Below are 26,497 nucleotides of genomic sequence, written 5' to 3'. Positions count from 1 at the left end.
AGGGACGGGGGTCTCGTTTCTCGGAGCCGGATCCCCGGGCTCTGGGACCACGTGATCTCAGGAAGGGCGCCGTGGGACGTCGTGGACACCCGACCGGAATCCAGCGCCGCTGAGCCGCCGCCCGGTCCGGGGCCGGCCGCGGGTGCGCGCCACCCGCCGGTCGGCCCCGGACCGGGCACCACGGCCGGGCCCGTCTCACCCCTGGGCGCGCACGCCCGCGACACCGTCGTCGATGACGAACCGCGCCCGGTCGCTGATGGGCGCGCCCGGCTCGCTCACGTAGTCCACGATCCGGTAGTCGACCGTCCACTCGGTGGGCGTGACGACGTTGCGCACATAACCCCGTTTGCGGTTGATGAACCTGATGTGGGGGTTCTGTCGCAGCTGCACCGCGTCACCCGGGTTCTGGTCCGCGCCGTCGCCGCCGCTGGTGAAGGACGTGCCCACCAGCTCGGTGGCCACCGTCGCCGACTCCGGGGCGTCGAAGTCGGCCTTGACGTCGCACACGTAGTTGGCGTGCACGTCACCGGTGATCACCACCCCGTTGCGCACGCGCGCCAGCCGGTCGCGGACCTCGTCGCGCTCGACGCGGTAGCCGTCCCAGGCGTCGTTGCTGAAGTTGGTCGCCTCGCCGTCGAGGAAGTCGCGCTGGGAGAAGAACACCTGCTGGGCGAGCACGTTCCAGCGGGCCCGCGAGGAGGACAGCCCCTCGAACAGCCACTGCTTCTGCCCGGCGCCCAGCAGGGTGCGTGAGGGGTCGCCGTGCCCGGAGTCGCCCACCTGCGGGTCGCGGTACTGGCGGGTGTCGAGCATGTGCATGTCCACCAGGTCTCCGAAGGACAGCCTGCGGTGGAGGCGCAGGTCGGGGCCGTCGGGCCGCTGGGCGCGGCGCAGCGGCATGTGCTCGTAGTAGGCCTTCATCGCCTGGGCGCGCCGCCGGAGGAACTCCTCGGCCGACACGTCCTCCCCGTTGGACTGCTCGTCGGCCCAGTTGTTCTCCAGCTCGTGGTCGTCGAAGACCACCGCCCACGGGAACGCGGCGTGCGCCGCCTGGAGGTTGGCGTCGCTCTTGTACTGGGCGTGCCGGATCCGGTACTGGGTCAGGGTGCGGGCCTCCACCTGGGGGATGTGCCCTCGGCCGATGCCGCCCTGGGCGCCGCTCTCGTAGATGTAGTCGCCCAGGAAGGCGACCAGGTCCAGGTCCTCGTCGGCCAGGTGCGCCTGGGCGGTGTAGTGGCCGCTGGTGTAGCTCTGGCAGCTGGCGAACGCGAAGGAGAACCGGTCCAGCCGCATCCCCGGGGGAGGAGCGGTCTTGGTCCGGCCGACCTGGCTGATCTCGGTGCCGACGCGGAACCGGTAGAAGTACTCGGCGCCGGGCCGCAGCCCCTGGGCCTCCACGTGCACCGAGTGGGCGGCGTCGGGGCCCGTCTCCACGGTCCCGGAGGTGACGACGCGGCCGAAGCCCTCGTCCTCCGCCACCTGCCACTCGACCTCCACCCGCCGGTCGGGCATGCCGCCGAGTCCGTCCTCGGCGAAGGGGTTGGGGGCCAGGCGGGTCCAGAGCACGACGCTGCTGTGGAAGGGGTCGCCGGAGGCGACGCCGAGGGTGAAGGGCTCGCCGATACCGCTCGGTCTGGCGGCGGTGTCCGCGCGGGCCTCGGTGCTCCACGCGGTGCCCAGAGCGACGGCTCCCAGGGTGGCCGCGCCGCCGACCAGGGCCTGGCGCCGGGTGGTGCGCGCGGTCGGGGCCGCGGGGACGGTCGCGGGGGCGGGGGCTCGGACGGGTGTGCGGGGGGCTTCCGGCATGCACGGTCTCCTGACGGGTTACGGGGGAAGCCCGACCTCGTGACGGATCGGGCGGGGGACCGTGTCCCATCCGGCCACAGGAGGCGGAACGTCCCAACCACCGCGTGGTGAACGTTGGTCCCCCATGGGTGACTAGCAGGTGACGGACCGTTGCGACGCAGGTCAGGGGCACAACACGCCGGGAAGGGGGAAAACCTGTTGATCGCCCCCCGCCGGAAGATCATGATCAGGCGAGTCACCGGCAGTTACACAGCGAGGAGCAACGGCGTGCGGCGATCCGACGGAACCTTCGAGACCAGCATGTGGACACGAGTTCCCGAGGACGCCTTTGCCTTCCGCTCCCGCAACCCTGAACATCGGCATCGTCGCGCACGTCGACGCCGGTAAGACCAGCCTCACCGAGCGCCTGCTCTTCGACGCCGGCGCCATCGACCGCCTCGGCAGTGTGGACTCCGGCGACACGCGCACCGACAGCGGCCGCATCGAACGCGAGCGCGGCATCACCGTGCGCACCGCCGTCGCACCGTTTCGCGCCGGCCCCGTGCAGATCAACCTCATCGACACCCCGGGCCACACCGACTTCGTGGCCGAGGTCGAACGCGCCCTGTCCGTACTCGACGGCGCGGTCCTGGTCCTGTCCGCGGTCGAGGGCGTCCAGGCCCACACCCGGTCGCTGACGCGCGTCCTGCGCGAGGCGGGCCTTCCCACCGTGCTGTTCGTCAACAAGGCCGACCGCCGCGGCGCGCGCCCGGACGGGGTGCTCGCCGACATCAGGCGCCTGCTGTACCCGCACGTGCTGGCGCTCAACCGGGTCCACGGCGCGGGCACGCCCGACGCGCACACGCTGCCCCTGGCACTGGAGGACCCCGCCGTCGCCTCCCGGGCCGCCGAGGTCCTCGCCGAGCGTGACGAGGACCTGCTCACCCGCTTGGTGGAGGACCTGCCCCTGCCCGACCCGCTCCGGCTGCGCGGGATCCTGGCCCGGCAGGTCGCGCACGGGTCGGTGTGTCCGGTGGTGTTCGGATCGGCCCTCACCGGCCGGGGCACACCGGAACTGGTGGATGCGCTGACCTCCCTGTTCCCGGTGAACGCGCCCGGGCCGGGCACGGGGGAGCCGCACGGCACGGTGTTCTCCATCGAACGCTCGGCCTCGGGGGAGAAGACCGCCTACCTGCGGCTGCGCTCGGGCCGTCTGGCCGCCCGCGAGAGCGTCCTCTTCGAGCGTCCCGACGGGGACCCGCACCGGGGCCGCGTCACCCACCTGGAGGTGGTGGGCGCCCGGCCCGGTGAGGGCCGCACCCTGGAGGCGGGACAGATCGGCCGCATCCGGGGACTGCCCGGCATCCGGGTCGGCGACCGGCTCGGTCCCGCGCCCAGCGGGTCGGCGCGGGCGGCCTTCGCCCGCCCCTCCCTGGAGTCGCTCGCACGTCCCCGACGCCCCGGGCAGGGGCCGCGCCTGCACGCGGCCCTGGCCGCGCTCGCCGACCAGGATCCGCTGATCGGCGTGCGCACGGTGCCGGGGCGGGGCGTGTCGGTACTGCTGTACGGGGAGGTGCAGAAGGAGGTCGTGGCCGCGACCCTGGCCGAGGACTTCGGCGTGGAGGCGGTCTTCGAACCCAGCAGCGTCGTGTACACCGAGCGCCCCAACGGTGTGGGCCGGGCCGTGCAGACCTTCTGGGAGCAGCCCCCGGACGGCTTCCCCGCGACCGTGGGGCTGCGTGTGGAACCGGGGGAGAGGGACAGCGGCGTCGTGTTCCGCCGCGAGGTGGAGCTGGGCGCGCTGCTGCCCTCCTTCGACCGCGCCCTGGTCGAGACGGTCCACCACACCCTGGAACAGGGCCTGTACGGGTGGCAGGTCACCGACTGCGTGGTGGTCCTGACCCACAGCGGCTTCACCCCGGGCACCACGGCCCGGGACTTTCGCTGCCTGACCCCGATGGTGCTCATGCGTGCGCTGCTGCGGGCGGGCACGCGGGTGCTGGCACCCGTGCACGCCTTCGTACTGGAGGTTCCGGCCCACTCTCTGAACCGGGTCCTGCCCCGCCTGACGGGGCTGGGCGGGCGGGTGCACGACTCCGTGCTCGACGCGCACACGTGGACGCTGACCGGGGAGATGCCCACCAGCGCCGTCCACACCTTCCAGAGCGCACTGCCCGGACTGACCGGGGGCCGGGGCCTGTGGCTGGGGCGCAGGTCGGGAAGCCGTCCGGTGACCGGCACCCCGCCGCGTCGGGCCCGCACCGACGGCAACCCGCTGAACCGGCAGGAGTACCTGATCCACCTGGGCCGGTCCGGTCCCGGCGGGCACGGCTGACCGGGGGTTCCGCTCGCGCGGCGCCGCGCGAGCGGAACCCCCGGTCAGCCCGCACCACACTTCGGATATCGGCACCCCCGCACAATACTTCGGATATCCGAAGTATGATGTGCCGTGTCGAAAGGAGAGCGACCATGGCACCGGAGAACACCCCGTACCCGAAGGCCGACCTGCGCGCACCCTCACCCTCGGGCCACCTCTACATCGCCCTGTCCGTGGCACCGCCCCACGGCCCCCTCCCGCGCCGCAGCGCCGAGCGCGACGACGCCGTCCAGGAGTGCCTGTCCCTGGCACGAACCCTGGTCGAGCGCCCCGACGTACTGCGCGCCCGGGTCTTCGAGGCGGTCCTGATGCCACCGCTGAGGGGAGCCCCCAGGTTCGACGTCACCATGCTCGTGGAGACCGACTCCCCCGAGGCCCTGGAGGGGGTACGCCGGGCCGCGGCCCCCGACAGGCTCGGCGCCGACCTGGTCATGCCCGCACGCGAGCACGCCCGGATCGGGGACACCGAGCACCCCGCGGACGGCACCTACCTGTTCAACCACTTCCGTGCCGCCGACGGCGACACGGCCGCACGCGTGTGGGAGGAGCTGACCGGCTGGTACACGGCCAAGACCGGCGTCGACAACTCAACGCCCCTGCGCGCCCTGGAGGAGTCGCCCTTCCCCCTGGTCAACTACGCGCGCCTGCCGACGGGCCCGGCATCCTTCCTGCTCAGGCAGCTTCCCCGGCCCAGCTTCCACCGGTTCGTCCGCGCCAGGCTCAGGGCCAACGGCATGACCGCCCTGCCGGTGTTCTACCGTCCGGCCTGACCTGCCCCGCACACCCGCTCTCCGGGAAGCCGCCGCGCACACCGCCGCGAGCGGCCGGACCCGGTCCGCACGCGCGCTCCCGCCCCGCGCCCACCGGTGCGAGCCGTCCGCCGAACGCCGGCCGGCCACGCTCCCGATAGCATCGGGCCCGTGAACCAGGACATGGCCGACCGGGGCGGGACCGGTGACGAGACACACGTTCCGGACCGCGCACTGGTCGAGGGGGCACTGCGCTTCGTGCCCCTGATCGAGGCCTACTACCGGCGCGCCCACTCCGAGATGCCCGAGGAGCTGCACCGGCTGTTCACCGAGAACCGCCTCACCGCCCGGCACGGCGCGGTACTGGCACAGCTCTCCCACGGACAGGAACTCGGCGTGGGCGAGCTGTCCTCCCGCCTGGAGGTGGGCCTGTCCACCGTCAGCGAACTGGTCGGCGACCTGTCCCGGGTGGGTCTGGTGGAGCGCCGCAGCGACCCCGCCAACCGGCGGCGCGTCCTGGTGTCCCTGGCCCCGGAGCACCGCGACCTCATGCGCGCGTTCATGGCGCGCAGGGCCCGGCCGCTGCTGCGCACCTTCGAGCGGCTCTCCCCGAGCCAGCGGGAGGGGTTCGCCGCCGGCCTGGAGGCGTGGGCCCGCGAACTCCACGGCGACTGACGCCCGCCCCTCCACCGGCACCAACCCCGTCCGGCGCGGCACCGTTCTCCGCTCGGCCGCCGATGGCATCGTGGACCCGGGGCGCGCGGTGCACCCCCGGGGCGCCCGGGGGCGGACACACCGCCGCCGCTCCCGCGGACACCGCGACCCTCCGGACACGAGGACCTGCATGGGAACGGGAAGAAGGGGCAAGGAGTACGACACGCGGTGGGGCCGGTCGCTGGCGGCCACAGCCCTGATCGGTATCGGCCTGATGGCCGCGGTCGACGAGATCGTCTTCCACCAGATCCTGGCCTGGCACCACTTCTACGACCGCTCCACCCCGACGGTGGCGCTGCTGTCCGACGGACTGCTGCACGCCGGCGAACTCATCGCACTGGTCGCGGGCTTCTTCCTCCTCGCCGACCTGAACCGACGCCACGCCCTGCACCGGCGTGCCGCGTGGGCGGGCCTGCTGCTGGGCATGGGCGGCTTCCAGCTCTTCGACGGCATCATCGACCACAAGGTGCTCGGACTGCACCAGATCCGCTACGGCGTCGACCTGCTGCCCTACGACCTGGCGTGGAACGGCACGGCCGTGCTGTTGCTGGCCGCCGGAGCGCTCACGGCCTGGTGGGCACGCCGCGCACCCGGGGCCGACCGCCCGACCGCGCCGTGACGGGCCCGGCCCACCCCGTCCACGAGGGCACCGGACCGGCCCTTTGCGCCTGGGGAACGGCACCGGCCCTGGTCCTGCTCGCCATCGCCCTGCTCGCCTACACCGCCGCGGCGCGACGGGCACGGCGCACACCGCGCGGCTGGAACGGCCTGCGCACGGCCTCCTTCACCCTGGGGGTGGCGCTGCTGGCCGCCGCCCTGCTGCTGCCGTCCCTGACACACACCGCCCACCACGATCCGCGCGTCCACATGCTCCAGCACCTGTTCATCGGCATGTACGCACCCCTGGCGCTGGTCATGGCCGCTCCCCTCACCCTGGGCCTGCGCACCCTGCCGGCCACGCGGCGCCGCCCGGTGGCCCGTGTGCTGCGCAGCCGCCCCGTGCACGTCCTGGGCCATCCGGCCACCGCCCTGCTGCTCGACACCGGCGTCCTCTACCTGGTCCACCTCACCCCCCTGCACACGGCCATGCAGACCCACCCGCCGGTACAGGCCCTGGTGTACCTGCACTACCTCGCCGCCGGCTACCTGTTCGCCTGGTCCCTCGCCGGCCCCGACCCCGCACCGCGCCGCCCCGGCACGGCCACCCGGCTCACGACCCTGCTCCTGGCCATCGCCGCGCACTCGTTCCTGGCCAAACTCCTCTACGCCCACCCCCACACCTGGCCGCCGGGGGCCGCGCACACCGCACTGGCGGAGGAGGCCGCCCAACTCATGTACTACGGCGGCGACCTGGCCGAACTGCTCCTGGCCGTGGCCCTGTTCGCCGGCTGGTACCGCCGCCGGTCCCGCACACCGCGCCCCCTGGCCGAACGCGGCGCCCACGCCTATCCTGGAGCCATGTTCCAGCGACATTAAGTCCTTCACCGGTCCTCGGCCCGAGCACGCGGCCCACCGGGCGCACCCCCGCCCCGGCGCCCTCGTCCGCTCGACCGAGAGACCTCCATGACCACCTCGCCCTCGCGCGCGGCCCACGCACGCGCGCTCCGCCTGACCCGGCCCCTGTACGCCTACGCGGCACTGGGGGAGTTCGTCCTCCTCTACCCGCTGTACGCGGTCCTGTTCGACCAGAGCGGCCTGTCCGTCGCCCAGATCAGCTCCCTGTTCGCGGTCTGGTCCCTGACCTCCGTCGCCGTGTCCGTGCCCGCCGGGGCCTGGGCCGACGTGGTGCCCCGCCGCTATCTGCTGGCCGCCGCACCGCTCCTGTCCGCCGCCGGGTTCTCGCTGTGGCTGCTCTGGCCCGGCTACTGGGCCTTCGCCGCGGGCTTCGTCCTGTGGGGCGCGGGCGGCGCCCTGGCCTCCGGGGCACTGGAAGCCCTCGTCTACACCGAACTCGGCCACCGAGGCGCCACCGAGCGCTACGCCCGGGTCATGGGTGTGGTCCGCGCCCTGGACGTGGCCGCCGTCGGAGCCGCCACCCTGCTCGCGATCCCCGTCATGGCCCACGGCGGCTACACCGCGGTCGGCGCGGGCAGCGTCACCGCCTGCGTGCTGTGCTCCCTGGCCGCGCTGGCCCTGCCCGAGCACCGCGCCGGCGCGGCGGCCGCCGACCACGCCGACGGCTCCGGCGAGGGGGAGCCCCGCGGTTACCGGGCCGCCCTGCGCGAGGGGCTGGCCCAGGCCCGCTCCAGCCGCCGGGTGCGCGGCGCGATCACGCTGGTGGTCGTGGTCTCCTCGTTCTGGATGATGCTGGAGGAGTACGTCCCCCTGCTGGCCGCCGAGTCCGGTGTTCCCACCGACACGGTGCCCGTCGTGGTGCTGGTGGTGTGGGTGTGCGTCACGGCCGGGGGCCTGCTCGCCGGCCCCGTCTCCCGCCTGCCCGTGGGAGCCCTCGCGCTCCTGCTGGGCCTGGCCGCGCCCGCCGTCGCCGCCGGCGCCCTGCTCCCGGGGCCGCCGGGGTGGGTCCTGCTCGGTGCGGGCTTCGGTGTGTGCCAGGCGGCGGGCGTGGTCGCCGACGCCCGCCTCCAGGACCGCATCACCGGCACCAGCCGGGCCACGGTCACCTCCGTGGCCGCCCTGGGCACCGACGCCCTCACCACGGCCTCCTACCCGCTGTACGCGGGGGTGTTCACCCTGACCGGCCACAGCGCCGCCTTCGCGCTGTTCGCCGCCCCCTACCTGGTGGCGGCGCTGGTCCTGGGCCGAAGCCGCCCCCGGCGGACCGCGTCGGGCGGCCGCTGAAGAACCCGCCGGGGGCCGTGCCGAAGAGACCGGCACGTTCGGTGGACGGGGCCGAACCCGACGGCTTCCACGGGCGTCTTCCCTGTGGCCGGGCGTCGAACGCCCCGGCACTGCGGGACGGGACGACGCCCGCCCCGCCGCACCGTGCCCGAGGACGGCGGGCCACGGTGCACCGGGCCGCAGGTGAGGAGGGACCGCCTGCGGCCCGGCCCCACGCCCCACCGTGTGCCCCTCCCGGTGAAAGCGCCCCTTGCGCACGTGAATAGCATCGGTTCTTGTGGCACACCAGACGACGAACACCGCGAACAGTGACGGCCCGGGCACCGCCTCCGTGCGCGGGATCAGCGTCACCTACACCGACCGCGGAGCCGGATACCCCGTCCTCTTCATCCACGGCCACCCCTTCGACCGCACCATGTGGGAACCGCAGGTCAGGGCGCTGGCCGGACGCGGCTACCGGGTGATCGTCCCCGACCTGCGCGGGTACGGGGGCAGCACCGTCGTGCCCGGAACCACCAACCTGGACACCTTCGCCCGCGACCTGTCCGCGCTCCTGGACCACCTGGGTCTGGACGTGGTGAGCGCGGTGGGGCTGTCGATGGGCGGACAGGTCGCACTGGAGCTGTACCGGCTCTTCCCCGACCGGATCGACTCGCTGACCCTGGCCGCCACCAACCCCCGCCCCGAGACCGAACAGGGTAGGGCCGCCCGCCTGGCGATGGCCGAGCGGCTGCGCGCCGAGGGCATGCGCGGCTACGCCGACGAGATGCTCGTGGGCATGATGACCGCCGACAACGTGCGGGAGCTGCCAGAGGTGGCCGACCACGTGCGCGCCATGATGTACGCGGCCCCTCCCGAGGGCGCGGCGGCCGCGCTGCTGGGCCGCGCCAGGCGCCAGGACTACGTACCCCTGCTGCGCCGGGTGTCCGCGCCGACCCTGTTGGTGGGAGGCCAGCACGACAGGTTCACCCCGCCCGGCTTCACCGAGTCCATGCACGTGATGGTCCCCGACTCGGTCGTGGAGATCATCGAGGGCGCCGGTCACCTGCCCAACCTGGAGCGGTCCGAACGGTTCAACGAGGTACTGCGCCGCTTCCTGGACCGCTGCCGCGCCCGTGTCTAGGGGCGCTGCTGCACCGACCACCGGTTCCCGTCGGGATCAGCGAAGAACACGAAGGAGTTCCACGGCTCGCCGTGCCCCTCCACCAGGGCGCCCTCACCGGTGAAGTGCTGCACCGGTGAGGCCTGCGCCCCGTGCTCGACCAGGTGGGCGCGCGCGGCCTCCACGTCGTCCACGACCAGTTGGGCGGAGAGCGAGCCGGGCGCACCGTGCTGGACCCTGCGGCTGAGCAGGACCGAGCACCCCGAACCCGGCGGAGTCACCTGGACCATGCGGTCCTCTCCCTCCCCCTTGTCGAAGTCGGCCGCGAAGCCGATCCCGGTGTAGAACTCCTTGGCCCGCGCCACGTCCCCCACCGGGGCGACGACCAACTCGATCTTCCAGTCCATGACGGCCTCCAGGGTTGCCGGGGAAGCCCTTCGACGGCTCCCACCCCCAGTCTTTCCGGCGGTGGTGACATTCGGCGGCCGTGGGAGGCGGTGCCAACGGATCCCCGGTCCCCGCCGCGCGGCCCCGGCCGGAGCCGGGGCCGCGAAGGCCGACCTCCCTCAGGCCCGCTCGACCGGCAGCCACAGGTCGCCCTCGGCGGAGGTGGGGTCCTGCCCGTAGTCCACCCTCAGGATCGAGGGCCCCTCCTTGATCCGGTAGGAGGGATGGGAGGGGAACCACTGCGCGAAAGCGTCCGCCCACATCCGCTGCAGGGACTCCGGGAAGCTCCCCGAGGGGCCCTCGAAGGGAAAGACCACCCAGGTACCCGCGGGCACCCGGAGGACCTCCATCCCCTCCGGGGCGGGCGCGGAGGTGGCCGCCGCCTGGTAGTAGTCCAGTTCGCTGCCCTCCTCCGCGGGCAGGCCGATGTCCGCGCTCACCGACAGGACACCGCGCGGCTCCTGGTCGGACAGCCGCGCCAACTCCCGGTGAACCTCTCCGCCCAGCCCTTGGACGAACTCGGTGATGGCCGGATTCTCCCCCTCGTACACCAGCGGCACCCTGGCCCTGGGTCCCACGAGGCGCAGGGCCTCCTTGTCCACGATCCGGTAACGCATGGTGGTGCTCCCCTCGACGGTCAGGCGAAACGTCATCCGCGGTTGGGAGTTGAGCACCGCGCCGGTCCTTCGGGCCTCACCCGGCCCCACGCCGTGCATGGCGCGAAACGCACGGGCGAAGGCCTCCGCCGACCCGTAGCCGTGGCGGACCGCGATGTCGAGCAGGCCCGCCTCCCCACGGAGCACCTCGGTGCCCGCGAGCGTGAGCCTGCGCCGCCGCACGTACTCCGACAGGGGCATCCCCGCCAGCGCCGAGAACAGGCGGCGGAAGTGGTGCTCGGAGGTGAGCGCGATGCGCGCCATCCCCGCCACGTCCACCGGTGCCCGGGTGTCCTCCTCGACCTTCTCCAGCGCCTGGTTGAGCCGGTCCAGCACGGTGTCCTCCCTTCCTCTTCCACCACCGACGTTAGGGACACGGCCCCCCGCCGCACCCGACAGTTGGGGACCCTCTCCGATCGGGCGCCACTTGTCTCCCGGACCACGGGGTAGTGGCAGGCCAAGGCCGGGAAATCCTTGGGCAAGGAGCGTGTCTGCATCGACGTGGCGCGCACCGAGTGAGCAGCATGGAACCGAGGATGGCCCGCAGACCGACCCCGAGAAGGAGGTGAGCGGGGCGGGGACACACGCCCCGCGGATACATGGAGCTGGGTTTTCTGCGACCTCTGTACGAGAGCGATGCTCCGGTGGCCTCGGTACACCTGGACACCAGCCGCGACAGGACCGACGCCGCCAAGGAGCTTGAGCTGCGCTGGCGCCACCTGCGCGAGGACCTGTCCTCCCAGGGCGCCGACAAGACCACCCTGGACGTACTCGAGGAAGCGGTGAGGGAGAGCTCCTCCCGGGCCTTCGGCAACCACGGCCAGTCCCTGTTCGCCTCCGAGGGGCGGCTGCTGGGCGCCTACACCCTCTCGGAGCCGCCCAGGCAGGACCACGCCCGGCTGATGCCGGTCCCCGATCCCCTTCCCCTGGTCATCGACCGGGGACGCTACCTTCCCTACGTCCTGGTGGCACTGGACCGGGTCAACGCCAAGGTGTTCGCCTACACGGCCAAGCCCTCCACCAAACCGGTCTCCGAACACGAGTTCTCCGGAGCCAACCTGCGCAACATCGACACCATGGGCCGTGGTGGACCCGGCATCCTCAGCGGTTACAACGGCCGCTTCGACGGCAAGCACTTCCCCCGCGAGACATGGCGGGAGAACGCCAGCAGGATCGCCCAGCACGTGCGCGACGCGGTCGCCGAGGTGGACGCCAGGGTCATCTTCGTCGGCGGCGACGAGGAGGCCATCGCCTTCCTGCGTGAGAACCTGGGCGAGCGCAGGCTGACCATCCCGATCAGGCTGGTCCCCGGCGGACGGGGCGGCCCCGACGCGGAGGAGCGCCTGCACGAGGCGGCCGAGGAGGCGCTGCGCGACTTCGTCATCGACGGCCATGACGACATCCTCGCCGACTACCAGCAAAAACTCGCCAACGACCAGGCGGTGGAGGGCGCCAAGGAGGTCCTGCCGATGCTCTCGGAGGCACGGGTGCAGACCCTGCTGCTGGGTGCGGAGCGCGACGGCGAATCCGAGCTGTGGGGTTCGCCCCACGAGCCGATACTGGTCGCCGACAAGCCGGCGAACCTGGACGACGCGGACGCGGCGTTTCGGGCCCCGGCCAGCGCGCTGATGCTGCGCTCGGCGCTGGCGTCGGGCGCGGGGTTCAGCGAACTGCTCGACCACGGCCACACCAGTAGCGGCACCTGCGCCATCCTGCGCTTTCCCAACACCGAGCAGCACGGGGCCTGACCGACACGGGTGGCCGCCCGCCTCCGGAGGGAAGGCGGGCGGCCACCACGCGCGGTAGCGGTCGGGCGGGAAGACCGGCGGACGGGCCCGGACGGGACCGCGCACGGGCCGTTCAGGTCCCGGTGGTCATCCCCAGCAGGGCGAGCAGCTCGGCCTCGCCGACGAAGTCGATGCGCTGGCCGCGCGCACGGTAGTCCTCGGCCCTCAGGTGCTTGGCGGTCTTGCCGGCACCGCCGTGACTCCCCACCACGAGCACATCGGTCTTCCTGGTGACGTTCTTGGCGGGGTGGCCGCCCGCCTCGGCCACACGCCGCCACACCTCGGGCTTGTCCATGGACGCGAGGTCGCCCGAGACGCACACGATGCGCCCGTACAGCGGCCCGGAGGGGTCGGCGTCGGGGGAGGGGGCGGGCAGCGGGGTCTGGGCGTCCCGCTGCCACCTGCCGAAGCGGTCCTCGCCCGGGCCGGGCGAGGACGCCGCCGCGGCCCGCTCCACCACGGGCTCGGGCACCGGGCCCCGCTGTCCGACGGCGGCCTGCATCCGGCGCAGGTCCAGCCGGGCGGCGCGGGCCAGGTCGGCCAGCGAGGAGCTTCCGTACCGGGCCATGGCGGCGATCATGATGTGCGCGGCGGCCTCGGCGTCGGCGTCGGCCCGGTGGTGGTGCACCACCCGGTGGCCGATGTGGGCGCACACCGTCGGCAGCTTGTGATCGGACAGCCCGGTCCAGGTACGCCGCGAGAGCGCCAGCGTGCACGCGTACTCCCACGCCGGGTGGGACAGCCCCGCGTGCTCACAGGCCCGACGCAGCACACCCATGTCGAAGGCGGCGTTGTGCGCCACCAGCGGGTCCCCGTCGGCGAACTCCACGATGCGCGTGTGCACCTGGGACCAGGAGGGGGCGTCGACGACGTCGGCCGCGGTGATGCCGTGCACGGCGGTGTTGTGGTGGGAGAAGAAGTCCGCCTGCCGGGGCGGCCGGATCAGGGTGGTGTACCGGTCCACGACCGCGCCGTCGCGCACCCGCACCAGCCCGACCGCGCACGCGCTGCCACGGTCGTGGTTGGCGGTCTCGAAGTCGATCGCGGTCCAGGTGTGGGACACCGAGCACCTCCTGCAACAGGGAACGGAACGAGGCTATCCGCGCGCGGGCACCGCCGTGCACGGATCCGCCGGACACGACCGGAGGAAACGACGGACGCGGCCGACGCCTCCCATCCCGCGCGCGGCCCGCTCCCTCAGCCGGAACGGAGAACACCGGCGCATCCCTTCCCCGCGGCGCCTCCTGAGGACAACCCCACCCCCCACCGGGCACGCACCGCACCGTGGACGGGCGGTCCGCCCCATGGTCCATCCCGGTCCCCGCTCCCTAGCGTGGTCACCACTCCTTTTGCGACGAGACGACGGGACCGACCATGATCACCCTGCGGGGACTGACCAAACGCTACGGAGAGACCCTCGCCGTGGACTCCCTGGACCTGGAGGTACACCCCGGCAGGGTCACCGGCTTCCTGGGCCCCAACGGCGCCGGCAAGACCACGACGATGCGCATGGTGCTGGGCCTGGACCACCCCACCTCCGGCCAGGCCCTGGTCCGGGGCCGCCCCTACCGCGAACTGGACCGGCCCCTGCACCACGTGGGCGCCGTCCTGGACGCCCGGGCCGTACACCCCGGCCGCAGCGCCCGCGCCCACCTGCTGTCGCTGGCCCGCACCCACCGCATCCCCGACCGCCGTGTGGACGAGGTGCTGCAGACCGTGGGCCTGTCCGAGGTGGGACGCAAACGCGCGGGCGCCTTCTCCCTGGGCATGAGCCAGCGCCTGGGCATCGCCGCCGCACTGCTGGGCGACCCGGACCTGCTGATCTTCGACGAACCGGTCAACGGCCTGGACCCCGACGGTGTGCGCTGGATCCGCGACCTGATGCGCTCCCTGGCCGAGGAGGGGCGCACCGTGTTCGTCTCCAGCCACCTCATGAGCGAGATGCAGCTGACCGCCGACCACCTGGTGGTGATCGGCCGCGGGCGCCTCATCACCGACGCGCCCCTGGCCGAGGTGCTGGGCAACAGCGCCTGGACGGCCGTGCTGGTCCGCGCACCCCACCCCGAGGACCTGGTCACCGCCCTGGAGGGCGAGGGAGCGAAGGTGGAGCTCCCCGGACCGGGCGAACTGGTCGTCACCGGCGTGCCCATCGAACGGGTCGGAGAACTGGCCCACCGGACAGGGGTGGCCCTGCACGAGCTGAGCACCCGTGACGCCTCCCTGGAACAGGCCTACCGCGAACTGACCGCCGACAGCGTGCAGTACACCACCGAAAGCAGGAACCGACCGTGACGACCCCCACCAGGCCCCCGGTCCCCGCCGCCCCCTCCACCGACCGCGCCCCCGGCCCCGCGCGGGCCCTGTCCGACCTGGCCGCGACCACCTCCGCCGAATGGGTCAAACTCCGCTCGGTGCGCTCCACCTGGTGGGGACTGGCCACAGCCCTGCTCCTGATGGCCGTGGTCGCACCGGGCGCGGCGGTCTCGGTCATCAGCAACATGCAGAACGGCCTCGTCCCCTCCGCCGACGTGCCCGCCTCGGAGATGGCGGTCTACGCCACCATGTGGGTCGTGCAGTTCGCCGTCATCGCCGTGGCGCTGCCGGCCGTCACCTCCGAGTACTCCTCCCGCTCCATCCACTCCACCCTGCAGGCGGTACCGGCGCGGGTGCGCATGCTCACCGCGAAGGTCCTCTCCCTGGCCGCCACCGTGTTCGTGGCCACCGTGGTGATGGGCACCGTCGGTACGCTCCTGGCCCACCTGGTGATGCTGCACCCGGTCTTCGAGGGCTACGGCACCCTGCACCCGAAGGACGCCGCCGTGGACGTGGTACGCATGGCCGTGTACCTGACCGCGGTGTCCGTGCTCACCGTGGGAGTCGGTACCGCACTACGGTCGGCGGCCGCCGCCCTGACCACGGTGTTCATGCTGATCCTGGGCCTTCCGGTGATGCTGTTGCTGATGGGCAGCGAAATGGGCGTCCACCTCGCCGGCCGGCTGCCGTTCTTCGCCGGAATCTCGTTCGTGGACAGCGCCTTCGTGATCGGGAGCTTCGATGACGCGCTCTCACCCCCGGCGGGCGGCACGGTACTCGTGTGCTGGGCACTGGCGAGCCTGGCGGTGGGCGCCCTGGTGCTCCGGCGCCGGGACGCCTGAGCACACTGGACACGCCGGCGGGTACGCGCGGGTACGCGCAGGGCGGGGAAGAGGGGACGGAAATGGTCGGACAGGCCGGGGCCGAAGACGACCCCCGCGCATGGGCGCGGTCGGTGGCCGCGCCCCTGAGGCGGGCCGGACGCGAGCTGACGGGCACCCTGCTGGGGCTGTGCACCGCCGCCCTCACCCTGGTCTGGGCCCTGGCGGCGGCCGCGGTACTGGCCTCCTCCCCGGCCCTGGCCCCCTCCGCCCGCAACCGGGCACGCCGCGCGGTGTCCCGGTGGGCGGTGCGACTGAGCGAGGCGGACCTGGCCCGGCTGGCCCGGTGGGCCGGATGCGCCATCGACCCCCGGCCCGAGACCGCCCCGCGCGTGGCCTACCTGCTGCTGCGCCTGCCGGTGGCGCTGGCGTGCGGCTACCTGACGCCGCTGGCGGTGCTGCTGCTGGCGGTGTTCTTCGGCGGCGCCGTCCTGGAGCTGCTGACCGGGGACGGCACCATCGTGCCCGTCACCATGCCCGGCGCGCACCTGTACGTCTCCAGCATCAGTATCGGCCTGGTCCTGGGCCTGGCCGTCCTGGCGGCGACGTGGCTGGTGGCGGCACTGGCCTCGGCCGCCGACCGCGCCCTGGCCCGCCGCCTGGTCGGCCCCAGCCAGGAGGACCTGCTCCACCGGCGCATCGACGAACTCACCCACACCCGGTCGGGGATCGTGTGGGCCGTGGACGAGGAGCGGCGCCGCATCGAACGCGACCTGCACGACGGCGTCCAACAACGGGTGGTGGCCCTGGCCATGCTGTTGGGACGGGCCCAGCGCGGCCGCGACCCCGAGCGCACCGAGCGCCTGGTGCGCCAGGCCCACACCGAGACACGGGTGCTGCTGGACGAGTTGCGGGACGTGGCCTGGCGTGTCTACCCCACCGCGCTGGACACCCTGGGCCTGGAGTCGGCGCTGACCGAGGTCGCCGAACGCAGCCCGCTCCCGGTGCAGGTGCGCGCGCACCTGTCGGCGCCACCGCCCGAGGAGGTGGCCACGGCGGTGTACTTCGTGGCGCGCGAGGCCATCACCAACGCCGCCAAACACGCCGAGGCGCACTCGGTGATCGTGCACCTGGACGAGGAGGAGGCCACCCTGAACCTGCGCGTCCTGGACGACGGCCGGGGAGGCGCCGACCCCGGGGGCAGCGGACTGACGGGGTTGGCCAGGCGGGTGCGGGCCCTGGACGGCACACTGGCGGTACACAGTCCACCGGGCGGCCCGACCACGGTGCACGCCGCCCTGCCGCTGACGACCCCACGGATACGGAGCCCCCATGCGCCTGGTGATCGCCGATGACTCGGTCCTGCTGAGGGAGGGCCTGGTGCGGCTGCTGGAGGAGGAGGGCCACGAGGTGGCGGCCGCGGTCGGCGACGCCGACGCGCTGCTGGCCGCGGTCGCCGAGCACACGCCCGACGCCGCCGTGGTGGACGTGCGCATGCCGCCCACCCACACCGACGAGGGACTGCGCGCGGCACTGCGCATCCGCGCCGAACACGAGCGGGTGGCGGTGCTGGTGCTGTCGCAGTACGTGGAGCGGCGCTACGCCGCCGAACTGCTGGCCGGGGGCTCCGGCCGGGTCGGCTACCTGCTCAAGGACCGCGTGTCGGAGGTGGGGGAGTTCCTGGAGGCCCTGGAGCGGGTGCGCGGGGGCGGTGCGGCCTTCGACCCGGAGGTGGTGCGCCAGCTTCTGGCGCGCACCACCCGCACCGACCCGCTGGCCCGCCTCACCCCGCGCGAGCGCGCCGTGCTGGAGCACATGGCGCAGGGTCTGAGCAACACCTCGATCGCCGAGCGGCTGCACGTGTCGGTGAGCGCGGTGGAAAAGCACGTCAACGCGATCTTCGACAAGCTGCACCTGGACCACACCTCCGGCTACAGCCGCCGTGTGCTGGCGGTGCTGCGCTACCTGGACGGCTGAGCGGGGCCGGGCGGGCGGACACGAAGACGTGCCACCCGTCCGGTTCGGCCGCAGCGAAGGAGTCCAGGGGCGGCGCACTCCTCCGGCGGCTTCCGGCCCGTGGTTCACAGCCCCAGGTGGCGCAGGGGGTTGTCGGTCCAGGCGTCGGCGGGACGGATGTAGGAGTCCACGGCGGTGGAGCGCTCCGACCAGCGTCCCTGGCGGGCGATCCAGGCCCGGGGCACGCGGGCGGCGGCCGCGGCGGTGGCGGGCCCGGCGCGCAGGGAGTGCGCGGTGACCCCTTCGAGCCCGGTGGCCTCGGCCAGGTGTTTGACCACGAGGTTGATCCCGGCCCCGGACATGCGCCCCGATCCGCGCCCGGCCGCGTTCGGGGTGCCGGCGAGGCGGCCGTGGCGGTCGATGGAGCGCAGCAGCGGCCCGGTGGTGATCCCGTTCTCGGCCAGGGCGGCGAGGTAGGCCGCCGCGGTGCGGACCGGGCAGGTGCTCAGGTGGGTGCCGTAGGGGATGGCGACCGTCACGCCGGTGGATTCCTTGTCGGTCTTGGAGGTGGCCACGAACGCCTCCAGTCCCTCGGCGACCACGCGCACGTCGCCCACGTCCAGGGCGGCGAGTTCGCTGCGGCGGGCCATCATGGCGTAGCCGAGCAGGAGCAGGGTGCGGTCGCGCAGGCCCCGCAGTCCCCGGCCTGCGGCCTCCAGCATGAGGCGGAGCTGGTCCACGGTCAGTGCGGGGGCCTGGCGGCGGCGACCGCCCGCCCTGGCCCACTGGCGGGTGTAGGAGCGCAGCGCCATCCGGGCGGCCTTGGTGGTGATCGCGTGTCCGTCGGCGTCGTGGCGGGAGGCGATCGCGCCCAGGGCGCGGTCGATGGTGGCCGGGGCGGCGCCGGCGGTGGCGCGGTGGTCGACGTAGGAGGCCAGCGTCTCGGCGGTGGCCGGGAGCGGGGTGCGGCCCGCCTCCGTGCACCAGGAGGAGAAGGCCTTCCAGTCGCGGGCGTAGCCGGCCTGGGTGGAGGCGGCCCAGCCGTCGGCGACGCGGGCCGCGGCCGAGGCGGTGAGCTCGGCGTCGGCCGGGCGGAACATCGCTCCCGGCACCGGGGCGGCCACCGGGCGCACCACGGGAGCGGTATCGGTTCGGGAGCGGCCTTCGTCGAAGAGCACGGGCTGCTCGGAGTCGGCGTCCACGCCCACCCCTTTCTCGTGTGCCTGATGTCCGTTTCTGGGTTGCGACAAGTCAGCTTATCGAAAGCCAGAACCACCAGAATGGCAATCGTGACCCAGGTCACTCAGGTGGGAGCGTAGGCAACGACGGGCTCGAACGGCTACCGGGTGAGCGTGCCCTCCAGGTGCGTTCCCGCGCTCACCTGATGCCCCACCCGGCCTTCTCCGCCTCAGCGGCCAGGCGTGCCACCGCCCCGGGGCCGGCGGGGCCGTCGAAGAGCGGCAGCCACGGCGCCGACCGCGACCGGTTCACGGGCGGCCGCCTCCCGTGTGCCGGACCAGGGCCGACACGAAGTCGTCCCACACCGGCCCGGGCAGGTCGTGACCGGCCCCCCGCAGGACCAGCAGCTCGGCCCCGGGGATCGCCGCACGCAGCGCCTCGCCGTGCGCCGGCGGCAGGAGCGGGTCCCGGTCGCCATGGACCACGAGCGTGGGCGCCGCGATGTCACCGAAGCCGCCGCGGGCCGGCCCGTCCAGGTCGATGGCGTAGTGGTTGACCAGCGTGGACGTGTAGTTCCTGGCACGCGCCACGTCGCGTTCGACCAGCGCCCGGACCGCGGCCTCGTCGAAGTACGGCGAGTCGCCGGCGCAGGCCCGCGCGTCGGCGATCACGTACTCCACGACCGCGGCCGTGTCGGAGGAACGCGGTTGGGCGGGCATGGCCAGGTCGCCGGAGGGCGGTGGCAGGTCCTCGGCCCCGGTCGAGCTCGAGACGAACGTCAGCGACGCGACCCGGTGGGGGTGGTCCACGCCGAGGATGAGACCGCTCTGGCCGAACATCGACTGACAGACCACATGGGCGCGTTCGATGCCCAGGACGTCCTGGATGCCGAGCACGTCCCGGGCCAGGTCGGTGCAGGAGTACGTCGGCCGACCCGGCGGGTAGCAGGTCGAGCGGCCGGTGTCGCGGTGGTCGAAGCGGACCACGAACCGGCCGCGGGCGGCGATTCGCTCGCACAGTTCGGCGTCCCACCACAGCATCGAGGCAGAGGCCCCGGCGACCAGCACGATCGCCGGGTCCGTGTGGTCTCCGAAGGTCTCGACACACAGCTCGACGCCGTTGACCGCGAGGAGTCGTTCGCCGTGGGACAGATGAGCAGTCATGTCAGCCACGCTACGCCCGCACCTTCATGGGGGTTGAGGAGCATCGGACAGGATCCGGCGCTCAGCGCGGGTTTTCGTTCCGATGTTCCCCACGCCCCGCGACGCGGTGTCGCGCAGGGCCTCCGGGGGTCGGACCACCGCCCTCGCCATCACCGGGGGAAGTCCGACCGTGACCTGTGACCGACGTCAGAGGTCCACCAGCTTGTAGTTGATCCAGTAGTCGTCGTCGTTGCCGCGATCCTTCTTGCTGCCCTTCGTGCTGTCCTGCACCGCGTCGGTGAGGTTCTCCAGCACAGGGAGGGAGACCAGCGTGGGAACGGCGATCATGCCGTCGTCGTGCTGGGCGTGGGCGGGCGCGGCGCCCAGGGCCAGGACGGCGGCGGCCAGCGCCAGGGACGAGGCGAGCTTGCGCATGCGGAACCTCGGGTGTGTGGGTCATGTCCTCCGAGGTCTCTATCCCGATGACCTGCACTGACACTCCCCAGAAGCAAGAAGTGACAGGGCGTTTGCCCTCTGTGTCCACGAGGGTGTGAAAAAGCCCCCGCGCAACGCTCGGTCGCGCGGGGGCTCCCACATCTCACCGGACCCTGCGGATCCCCCGATGCCGGCGGTCCAGCTCAGGCCGTGCGCGCTCAACCCCCGTTGGCGCCCGGCCCCGCACCCGCGCCGTGTCATCCCTGGGCCACACGGCCGTGGAGGCCGCCCCCCCGTGGCCCACGGGGCGCGCAGGTGCGCACCCGCCTGCCTACCCGTTCCACGACGGGCGAACATCGGTCTGCCTCGCCCTTGGCCGTACCTTCGGGAAACTGGGCCGGCACCGCGCGGGGAACCTGCCGTCGGCCGCACTTTCTCCGGCGGCCTCCTCCGGCGGCCGCCAGCTCTCCGGAGGGAGAGTGCCGTGCGCGAGAACCGCACAGGACCGCGGTCGCACCAGGACTGCGGTCCCGTGCAGCCTCAGGCGAAAGCGCGGACCCTCCGCAGGTTCGCGTCCGCACAGGTCAGCAACCCGCTGTCACGGGTTCCGTGGTGGCCACGGCCCAGGCAGGCGTGCACGCGCCGAAGTAGGTACACGCCTACACGTACCCGCGCGTACCTAGATCCGCCAGGGAGACCAGTCCTTGGACATCTCACCACCCGCCCCATGGGAAGCGGGTGTCCCGGCCACAGTGGTAGCAGCTCGCCGCCGTGCCGTCGGCCATGTCCAGGAACAGCTTCGGGTTGGCGCGCTTCATCACCACGTCGCAAGGCTCGCACTCGCCGACGCGTGCGTCTTGGTCAGTCAGCGGACGTGAGGGCGGGAAGACGGTGCATGCGGTCTCCCGCACGTAGCCGATCCGACCTCCGGGGACGTGGTCGGCCGGGCTCAGATCCACAGTGGGTCCGCAACGGGTTGGAGCGCGCCGCGGTGTGGCCCCGCTCCGGCCGGGCGGTGAACTCCTCCGGCACGGCCTGGGGCGCGGCCGCGCGGCGGGAGGCGGCGGTCTTGGCTAACCGGCTCGCGCTCGATGTCGACCTGGCAGCGTTCACGCGGCCACCTCGATTCCGGCGCGGCGCAGGTACTCGCCGCCCAAGAGCGCGATCGGGTCCCCGGCCGAGACCGCGGGCATGACGCCGTAGCCACGATCACGATCGTGCCCGGTCCGGCGAAGTCCTTCAGACGGCGGCCAGCGTCTTTCGCGGCGAGACCGACGATTTCGAAGGGGAAACCGTCGACCTCGTCCGACCACGCGAGGGCGGACCCGGCGGGATCGGCTTCGAATTCTTGCAGGTGGTGGGCGATGTTCCACTCGTGGCAGACCTGGTTGGGGTGGGTGCCGAACCTCTCTCGCGCTCGGCGGCCCAGTCGTAGGCGGAGTCGGTGAGGAAGGCGCGGAAGGAGCGGACGGTCTCGGCACCGGTCCTCTCCCGGATGCTCGGCACATCACCGCTCTGGCCGCGGCCGAGGGGAGTCCATGGTCTCACCACGCCCCGACGACCACGCGGAGTGATCAAGTGGAAGGAGGAGGAGAGAACACCGACTATTTCGACTACCGGCCTCCACCAGAACCGCTCCCTATCCGGCTCTGGCCTGTCCGTCCGAGAAGCCGCGCATCCCCAACGGCATCGGAAGGATAAAAAATCAGCTCGCAGTTGAAATGGACAAAAGGGAGATCAGAATCACTGGAAGCACAAGAGAGCAAAAAATAAGGGCTTTTCCGAAGGATCGTGAAAATGCGATCTTGACAAAAACTGACTGCAACAAGAAACCGAGGACGAAAGCAATAAAAGAAACCGTTATTACTTCTGTTGTGGCCCCCCAGCTGAAAGCCAAGGATGCCGGCAGCGCGGCGTACAACAGGGCTGCAAAAGTTGCGGATGCGGCGATGGGGGCGGACAGGGAGTTCTGGCCGACCGAGGACTTGCTTCTTCTGGCCAGGGAGAATGCAATTACGCCAACCGTTGTACACAGAAAAACAAATATTAAGTAGGAGGCGAAGAGAGCGAAAAAAATTATTACCGGAGGCGTGCCGGGGCTGATGCTGAATGGAAGAAGAAGCAGGAGGCAGGCGTGCATACCGCTGCCTGCGGCTGTTCTTAACATTTTTTCGGTAGCGGCCAAACACGCCTCACAAATTCTTAGGGATTCACAGTCGAGCAGTCACCACTGGCGTACGGATCGCTGTGCTCGCTGGTGCTGAAGGTAACTGACGCTGGCGGAAAAGCCAAGCTCCAGAACCCCACGTTGGTGTGCCTGTGTACGCACGTGACGTGGGTTCTGCATGCTGTTGAAGAACTGCCCGACCGATGGAGCATCGGGTATGTTTGGATCTGGTGCGTCGCAACTATAGTATAGCACTGCGGTTGGGAACAGCATCTTTAGCCCCTGCATAGCTGTACGACCCGTCGGCGTGAAGGATGACAGTCAAAGAAACATTGTTGTCGGCGCCTAGAAGGCACCCATCACCGAACAAAGCGGGTTTGTTCAACAGGTGACCATGTAGAATTCTACTGTGGTTCTTTTGAAGAATGGCGCGTTGGCCTGCATCTCATCCAAGGGGGGCGGTTTCAGCGTCTATTTTTCCGCCCCGTCCGGGAGGGTGTTGCGCTCGATCATGAGCAGCTCGCAGCGATCAGCGGACCAGACGGGGACGCCGACGGATGTCTCGCAGCAGGGCTTGGTGCCCATACTGGGTGTGCTCCTTGTCGGGAGTGGCGCGGCCCGTCCCGGGTGTCCTTGGGCGGATGGAAGGGGTGGGCCGCGTGTCTTCGTCACGCGATGTGCGCGTGACGGGACCGGGCCCCCTCCGCCCCACCCCCAGGCGGGGAAGAGGGACAGAGGCAGAGGCCACCGAGGCTCTGCTTGCGGGCGGCCCGGCACTCGGCGACACTCTTGTCTTCTGCCGACACCCCACCAAGGCGGGCACGCGAGATGATCACCGGTCAAGGACACCGAGGACTCTGGGCGGCAGCCGCCCTGGGTCTGACACTCACCGGCTGTACCCCTCCGGATCCACCTCCACCACCGCCTGAGCCGTCCGGGCCCAGCGCCTTCCCTCCGTGTTCGGACTCCAGCGGCCGGCTGATCGCCGATGTCGACAACGACGGCCACCTCGACCGCGTCACCGGCACCGAGGGCACAGGCACCGGCCTGGGCATCTCCTTCGGCGGGGAGTCCGGGTTCGCGCGACCGCGCACACCGGGCGACCTGCTCGGAAGCTCACCTGAAGGGGAGGAAGAAGAAGAGGTCACGGCGGCGGTGGCCGACTTCGACGGCGACGGATGGCTCGACCTGGCGATCGCGGCCGCCGCTCCCATCCGGGGAGACGACCCGATTCCCCCCAGAGTGACCGAGCTACGCCTGGGCCCCTTCTCGGACCAGGGCGTCGGACAGCGCACCGACGAACTGGACCCGGAGGCCACGTACGGCCTGCGCGTGGTCGACTTCGACGATGACGAACACCCCGACCTCGCGTCGTACTACTACCAAGGGGACGGCGTGTACGGGATGAACGCCCTGCTGGGCGGTGCCGAAGACGGACTGAGCGATCGGGTCGAACGCTTCTCCGAATTCGACTTTACCCACAGAGAACCCGAAGAAGATCTTCCTCCCCCGGCCCTGGACCAGTTCCACCCGGCCTGCGATACGTGACCCGGACGCGCTCGACCGGCCGGCCCGCCCCTCGACCGAGCACCTCGCCGGGACGGGGTCGAGGGACGTCCGGACAGGACCCGGCGCTCAGCGCGGGTTCGCGTCCAGGTGTTCCCCGGCCCCCGCCCAGGCGGCCCGGTCGGTGCCCCAGGAAGTGGGAGGACCGGCCCAGTTCCCGGGAGACCCCTCGTAGTGGACCGGCGGGAGCGCGTGGCGCAGGAGGCCGTGGGGAGACGGCGTGTCGGTCAGCCAGTCGGCGGCCTCGTAGGTGCCCTCCCCGGCGGGTTCGCGGGTGATGCCGTGCAGCAGCCAGTCGGCGGTTCCCGCCAGTGAGAACCGCAGGAGGCGCCCCCGGCCGTCGGTCCGCCGTTCGGTCAGTGCCCGCAGCACCCCCGCGGCCAGCAGGTAACCGGTGCCGTGGTCCAGCGCCTGGGCGGGCAGCGCGCCAGGACGTCCCTCAGGGCCCGCCTCGATCGCCGCGATACCGCAGGCCGCCTGCACCAGACTGTCGAATCCCCTCCGGCCGGCCCACGGACCCGACCACCCCCACGCGCACAGCCGGGCGACGACCAGACCGGGGCGGCGGGCCATCAGCTCCTCGGCCGCCAGCCCGCGCCGGTCGAGGGAGCCGGGCCGGTACCCGGTCACGACCACGTCGGCCGAGTCGAGCAGCCCCTGGAAGGCGCTCCGGTCCTGGGCCGAGTCCAGGTCCAGCAGGGTGGAGCGCTTACCCAGCCCGGTGTCGATGTGGCTGTCGGGATCCTCCGGAAACCTCGGCGAGTCCACGCGCAGCACGTCCGCGCCCAGCAGGGCGAGGGTGCGGGTGGCGACCGGACCGGCGATGACCCGCGTCAGGTCCAGGACCCGCACCCCGGCGGCGGGCAAGGGGGCGGGCGGCAGTCGGCGCCCGCCGGTCCCACCGGCCTCCTCGACCTCGGCCAGGGGCCGACCGCACGTGAGGGCCCCCTCGCCCGGTGCGGGGGCCACGGCCACCGCCAGGCCGCCGGCCGCGTAGACCCGCTCCTGGACCTCCCGTGCGGTGAGCGCCGCCAGCGTCTCGGTGAGCGGCCCGACCAGGGCCGCCCCACCGTCGTCCCCCGCCCCGTCCCCGGTTCCACCGCCACCGCCATGCCCCGCGCCGGGGTGAACACCCAGGGCGGCCAACAGCCGGGCACGGTGGTGGGGGTAGTTCGCGTGGGTGCGCACCCATCCGTCGGCGGTCCTCCAAAAACCCGACAGGGGTGCGAAGGGGGTCGGTTCGCGGCCGTTCACCCGCAGGTGCCGTTCGCTGACGAACGCGGTGGCCACGGCCCCCTCGTCCACCCGCACCTCGGGGACCGTCCCCCCGTTGCGCGCGGCCAGCAGCTCGGCCGCGGCGAGCGAGCACACTCCGACCGTTGCACGTGCGAGTTCACGCACCGGCAGCACGGCGGGGAGCACCTTCCCCGCACCCCGGTAGGAGACCCTCGCGGTCAGGTCCGCGGGTCCGCCGACCGCCTTCCACGCGTGGGCCGTCGTCACATCGCGTTCGCTCGTCATGGCTCCATACTCGCCGCCCCGTCCTCACCTGTCCCGGCCGGGGCCGGGTAGGGGACCCGGGCGCCCGCCTACCGGGCCAGGAGGTCGCGCAGCGCCTCGACCACCTCCGCCGGGGCCTCCTCGGCCATGAAGTGCCCGCAGGTCACCGTGCTGTGGTGCAGGTCCTCCGCCCACGCCCGCCACACCGCGGCGGCGTCATAGCCCAGCGCCGCTCCCCAGTCCTGCTGTAGCACCGACACCGGCATGCGCAGCCGGTTCCCGGCCGCGCGGTCGGCCTCGTCGTCCTCCACGTCCACACCGGCCGAGGCCCGGTAGTCGGCGACGATGGAGGTCACGGCACCGCGTGAGGCCCGCAGGTAGGCGGCGCGCACGTCGGCGGGGACCGCGTCGGGGTCGCGCGCCCAGATGTCCAGGAAGTGCCCGAAGAACACGTCGGGGCTGGCTCCGATCAGCTGCTCGGGCAGGCCGGGCGGCTGCGCCATCAGGTACAGGTGGAAGCCCACCGCGGCCGAGGCCCCGCGCAGCACCTCCCACATGTCCAGGGTCGGCAAAACGTCCAGCGAGGCCAGACGGGTGACCGCCTTCGGGTGGTCCAGTCCGGCGCGCACGGCGACCAGGGCGCCCCGGTCGTGTCCCGCCAGGGCGAAGCGCTCGTGCCCCAGGGCCCGGGCCAGGGCGACGACGTCGGCGGCCATGGTGCGCTTGGAGTAGGCGCGCCCGTCGGTGTCGGCGGGTTTGTCGCTGTCGCCGTAGCCGCGCAGGTCCGGACAGATGACGGTGTGGTCGGCGGCCAGGTCGGCCGCCACGTGCCGCCACATCAGGTGGGTCTGGGGAAAGCCGTGCAACAGCACGACGGGGCTGCCCGCTCCGCCCACGGCGGCGTTGAGCGCCACCCCCTCGGCGACGGGCACGCGCTGGTAGTCGAATCCCTGGATCCTGGGTTCCACGGTGCTTCCTTCCGATCGGTTGCCTCAGGCGCCC

Annotated in this window: 23 protein-coding genes; 14 read left to right on the top strand and 9 right to left on the bottom strand. The window is 72.4% G+C overall.

Annotated features, from left to right (window positions below; genetic code table 11):
• Positions 1–195 precede the first annotated feature (195 nt).
• Positions 196–1,806: an alkaline phosphatase D family protein gene (locus NOSIN_RS08795; RefSeq protein ID WP_077690259.1), complete on the bottom strand. Its 1,611-nt coding sequence runs from the start codon at positions 1,804–1,806 to the stop codon at positions 196–198.
• A gap of 328 nt (positions 1,807–2,134) precedes the next feature.
• Between NOSIN_RS08795 and NOSIN_RS08790 the strand changes: the two genes are divergently transcribed.
• From NOSIN_RS08790 to NOSIN_RS08760, 7 genes are all read left to right on the top strand, one after another.
• Entirely contained in the window at positions 2,135–4,120 is a 1,986-nt protein-coding gene (locus NOSIN_RS08790) for a GTP-binding protein (protein WP_077690258.1), read from the top strand.
• A 134-nt stretch (positions 4,121–4,254) separates the two neighbouring features.
• Entirely contained in the window at positions 4,255–4,932 is a 678-nt protein-coding gene (locus tag NOSIN_RS08785) for a hypothetical protein (RefSeq protein ID WP_077690257.1), read from the top strand.
• Between the two features lie 162 nt (positions 4,933–5,094).
• Positions 5,095–5,586 (top strand): MarR family winged helix-turn-helix transcriptional regulator, encoded by a 492-nt coding sequence (locus NOSIN_RS08780; RefSeq protein ID WP_077690256.1) that lies wholly within the window; start codon positions 5,095–5,097, stop codon positions 5,584–5,586.
• 169 nt (positions 5,587–5,755) lie between these two features.
• A complete protein-coding gene (locus NOSIN_RS08775) occupies positions 5,756–6,244 on the top strand; it encodes a DUF2243 domain-containing protein (RefSeq protein WP_143832893.1) in 489 nt (162 codons plus the stop codon).
• The gene (locus tag NOSIN_RS08770) at positions 6,199–7,101 is read left to right on the top strand and encodes a cytochrome c oxidase assembly protein (RefSeq protein ID WP_170293584.1); all 903 of its coding nucleotides are present in this window, start codon (positions 6,199–6,201) and stop codon (positions 7,099–7,101) included. The genes NOSIN_RS08775 and NOSIN_RS08770 overlap by 46 nt, the downstream gene beginning before the upstream one ends.
• 87 nt (positions 7,102–7,188) lie before the next feature.
• On the top strand, positions 7,189–8,424 hold the full coding sequence (locus tag NOSIN_RS08765) for an MFS transporter (protein WP_077690255.1): 1,236 nt from the start codon (positions 7,189–7,191) through the stop codon (positions 8,422–8,424).
• Positions 8,425–8,701: 277 nt separating this feature from the next.
• Positions 8,702–9,547: an alpha/beta fold hydrolase gene (locus tag NOSIN_RS08760; RefSeq protein WP_269087585.1), complete on the top strand. Its 846-nt coding sequence runs from the start codon at positions 8,702–8,704 to the stop codon at positions 9,545–9,547.
• On the opposite strand, the gene NOSIN_RS08755 is transcribed toward NOSIN_RS08760, so the two are convergent.
• On the bottom strand, positions 9,544–9,933 hold the full coding sequence (locus tag NOSIN_RS08755) for a VOC family protein (RefSeq protein ID WP_077690254.1): 390 nt from the start codon (positions 9,931–9,933) through the stop codon (positions 9,544–9,546). The two genes, NOSIN_RS08760 and NOSIN_RS08755, sit on opposite strands and share 4 nt — an antisense overlap.
• Before the next feature lie 159 nt (positions 9,934–10,092).
• The gene (locus NOSIN_RS08750) at positions 10,093–10,965 is read right to left on the bottom strand and encodes a helix-turn-helix domain-containing protein (RefSeq protein ID WP_077690253.1); all 873 of its coding nucleotides are present in this window, start codon (positions 10,963–10,965) and stop codon (positions 10,093–10,095) included.
• 263 nt (positions 10,966–11,228) lie between these two features.
• On the opposite strand from NOSIN_RS08750, the gene NOSIN_RS08745 reads away from it, so the two are divergent.
• Positions 11,229–12,377: a baeRF2 domain-containing protein gene (locus tag NOSIN_RS08745; RefSeq protein ID WP_077690252.1), complete on the top strand. Its 1,149-nt coding sequence runs from the start codon at positions 11,229–11,231 to the stop codon at positions 12,375–12,377.
• 112 nt (positions 12,378–12,489) lie between these two features.
• On the opposite strand, the gene NOSIN_RS08740 is transcribed toward NOSIN_RS08745, so the two are convergent.
• Positions 12,490–13,479, bottom strand: coding sequence for an exonuclease domain-containing protein (locus NOSIN_RS08740; protein ID WP_077690251.1), 990 nt, complete (start codon positions 13,477–13,479; stop codon positions 12,490–12,492).
• Positions 13,480–13,790: 311 nt separating this feature from the next.
• Between NOSIN_RS08740 and NOSIN_RS08735 the strand changes: the two genes are divergently transcribed.
• The 4 genes from NOSIN_RS08735 to NOSIN_RS08720 all read left to right on the top strand — a co-directional run bounded on the left by NOSIN_RS08735 (position 13,791) and on the right by NOSIN_RS08720 (position 17,527).
• On the top strand, positions 13,791–14,708 hold the full coding sequence (locus NOSIN_RS08735) for an ABC transporter ATP-binding protein (RefSeq protein WP_077690250.1): 918 nt from the start codon (positions 13,791–13,793) through the stop codon (positions 14,706–14,708).
• Positions 14,705–15,571 carry an ABC transporter permease gene (locus tag NOSIN_RS08730; RefSeq protein WP_077690249.1) on the top strand — a complete coding sequence of 289 codons (867 nt, stop codon included), beginning with the start codon at positions 14,705–14,707 and terminating at the stop codon, positions 15,569–15,571. The genes NOSIN_RS08735 and NOSIN_RS08730 overlap by 4 nt, the downstream gene beginning before the upstream one ends.
• Positions 15,572–15,633: 62 nt before the next feature.
• Positions 15,634–16,905: a sensor histidine kinase gene (locus tag NOSIN_RS08725; RefSeq protein ID WP_077690248.1), complete on the top strand. Its 1,272-nt coding sequence runs from the start codon at positions 15,634–15,636 to the stop codon at positions 16,903–16,905.
• Positions 16,883–17,527 carry a response regulator gene (locus NOSIN_RS08720; protein ID WP_077690247.1) on the top strand — a complete coding sequence of 215 codons (645 nt, stop codon included), beginning with the start codon at positions 16,883–16,885 and terminating at the stop codon, positions 17,525–17,527. The genes NOSIN_RS08725 and NOSIN_RS08720 overlap by 23 nt, the downstream gene beginning before the upstream one ends.
• Before the next feature lie 104 nt (positions 17,528–17,631).
• On the opposite strand, the gene NOSIN_RS08715 is transcribed toward NOSIN_RS08720, so the two are convergent.
• From NOSIN_RS08715 to NOSIN_RS08705, 3 genes are all read right to left on the bottom strand, one after another.
• A complete protein-coding gene (locus NOSIN_RS08715; RefSeq protein WP_236743329.1) occupies positions 17,632–18,708 on the bottom strand; it encodes a tyrosine-type recombinase/integrase in 1,077 nt (358 codons plus the stop codon).
• A gap of 285 nt (positions 18,709–18,993) precedes the next feature.
• Positions 18,994–19,848, bottom strand: coding sequence for an alpha/beta fold hydrolase (locus tag NOSIN_RS08710; RefSeq protein WP_077690246.1), 855 nt, complete (start codon positions 19,846–19,848; stop codon positions 18,994–18,996).
• A 186-nt stretch (positions 19,849–20,034) separates the two neighbouring features.
• Positions 20,035–20,262 carry a hypothetical protein gene (locus NOSIN_RS08705; protein WP_077690245.1) on the bottom strand — a complete coding sequence of 76 codons (228 nt, stop codon included), beginning with the start codon at positions 20,260–20,262 and terminating at the stop codon, positions 20,035–20,037.
• A gap of 1,721 nt (positions 20,263–21,983) precedes the next feature.
• Here NOSIN_RS08705 and NOSIN_RS26690 point away from each other — a divergent pair.
• A complete protein-coding gene (locus NOSIN_RS26690; protein ID WP_143832891.1) occupies positions 21,984–22,316 on the top strand; it encodes a hypothetical protein in 333 nt (110 codons plus the stop codon).
• A 941-nt stretch (positions 22,317–23,257) separates the two neighbouring features.
• The gene (locus tag NOSIN_RS08690) at positions 23,258–23,977 is read left to right on the top strand and encodes a lipocalin/fatty acid-binding family protein (RefSeq protein WP_077690242.1); all 720 of its coding nucleotides are present in this window, start codon (positions 23,258–23,260) and stop codon (positions 23,975–23,977) included.
• A gap of 87 nt (positions 23,978–24,064) precedes the next feature.
• Here the strand turns inward: NOSIN_RS08690 and NOSIN_RS08685 are convergent, their stop codons facing one another.
• Both NOSIN_RS08685 and NOSIN_RS08680 read right to left on the bottom strand, forming a co-directional pair.
• Entirely contained in the window at positions 24,065–25,516 is a 1,452-nt protein-coding gene (locus tag NOSIN_RS08685; RefSeq protein WP_077690241.1) for a CoA transferase, read from the bottom strand.
• 68 nt (positions 25,517–25,584) lie between these two features.
• The gene (locus NOSIN_RS08680; RefSeq protein ID WP_077690240.1) at positions 25,585–26,463 is read right to left on the bottom strand and encodes an alpha/beta fold hydrolase; all 879 of its coding nucleotides are present in this window, start codon (positions 26,461–26,463) and stop codon (positions 25,585–25,587) included.
• Positions 26,464–26,497: the final 34 nt, after the last annotated feature.

The sequence above is a fragment of the Nocardiopsis sinuspersici genome (assembly GCF_001998325.1).
In the GTDB taxonomy this organism is placed as follows: domain Bacteria; phylum Actinomycetota; class Actinomycetes; order Streptosporangiales; family Streptosporangiaceae; genus Nocardiopsis; species Nocardiopsis sinuspersici.
Note: the sequence above shows the minus strand (reverse complement) of the source record. Positions and strands in the feature narration are given on the sequence as shown.